This window comes from Haemophilus sp. HMSC066A11 (genome assembly GCF_001811665.1).
GTDB lineage: Bacteria > Pseudomonadota > Gammaproteobacteria > Enterobacterales > Pasteurellaceae > Haemophilus > Haemophilus influenzae.
In genome coordinates, this window is the sequence record NZ_KV805861.1 from 1 (window position 1) to 1089 (window position 1089).

The following is a 1089-nucleotide window of genomic DNA, read 5'->3' on the forward strand; positions in this document are numbered from 1 at the left end:
CGTATTACTTTTGCCGAATTGCCTTATCGTTTAGAAGCTGGCACACCCAATATTGCTGGGGTTATTGGATTTAATGCCATACTAAATTGGCTACAAAAATGGGATTTTACCGCAGCAGAACAGCACGCTATATCCTTGGCTGAATCCGTCAAAGTGCGGTTAAAATCTTACGAGAATTGCCGATTATTCGATTCCCCTCAACCAAGCACCGTTGTTTGCTTTATATTTGACGGCATTGACTGTTCCGATCTTTCTACACTTTTGAGCGAACAAAATATTGCGCTCCGAGTGGGCGAACATTGTGCCCAGCCTTATTTAGCACGCTTAGGCGAACGCACCACATTGCGTCTTTCTTTTGCGCCTTATAATACGCAGGAAGATGTAGAGGCATTCTTCACCGCCTTAGATAAAGCACTGGATTTATTACAATGATAGAACAATTAAAACAAGCTAAAAATTGGGAAGATCGCTATCGCCTGATTATTCAAGCTGGCAAAAATTTACCTCGCCCAAGCGATAATGAACTCGCTCAAATGCAACCTATTACTGGCTGCGAAGCACAAATGTGGTTTCAAATTATGCCTAAACATGACCGCACTTTTCAATTCAGCGGATTTAGCGAAGCCAGAATTATGAATGGCTTACTTTGGATTTTATTCAATCAAATCAATGGTAAAACAGCGGATGAATTGAATACATTTGATATTACTGTATTTTTTAGCGAACTCGGCATTTCACAACGTTTAAGTGAAATGCGTTTAAACGGCTTAAACCAAATCGGACAGCAATTAAAAAATTTATGTATTTAATCGAAACCTATTTTCGCCTGACTGCACTCGAAAATAATATTGAATCACAAAGTCGTTTACTCAATGCAGTGATCGATCAATGGCGGTATAACGGGCAAATTATCGGACGTGAAATTCCTTTATATTTAGCGGAAGAAGATGGCGCACAAGGTTTTGCTATGCGTGTCATTTGCCCAGAGCAAGATAGTCTTTTCCCGCAAAATAATAACGCAGAAGTGAATCGCGCATTACAAGAAGCCGAAAAGTGCGGTGTAATTTTTGATGGTTTTCAACTTGTGGG

3 protein-coding genes are annotated in these 1089 nt (G+C 40.0%); all 3 read left to right on the plus strand.

Features of this window, described 5'->3' with window-relative positions; genetic code table 11:
• The coding region (locus HMPREF2813_RS02890) for an aminotransferase class V-fold PLP-dependent enzyme (RefSeq protein ID WP_116956913.1) at window positions 1–432 on the plus strand (432 nt) is incomplete at its 5' end.
• The gene (locus HMPREF2813_RS02895) at window positions 429–809 is read left to right on the plus strand and encodes a SufE family protein (RefSeq protein WP_005687271.1); all 381 of its coding nucleotides are present in this window, start codon (window positions 429–431) and stop codon (window positions 807–809) included. The genes HMPREF2813_RS02890 and HMPREF2813_RS02895, both read left to right, overlap by 4 nt.
• Window positions 800–1089 (plus strand): DUF2310 family Zn-ribbon-containing protein (locus HMPREF2813_RS02900; RefSeq protein ID WP_181144517.1); only part of this gene is annotated, 290 nt, incomplete at its 3' end. The genes HMPREF2813_RS02895 and HMPREF2813_RS02900, both read left to right, overlap by 10 nt.

What these genes read in the sequence shown, in the direction of transcription:
- HMPREF2813_RS02895 (WP_005687271.1), top strand. Translation starts at nt 429, where the DNA reads ATGATAGAACAATTAAAACAAGCTAAAAATTGGGAAGATCGCTATCGC.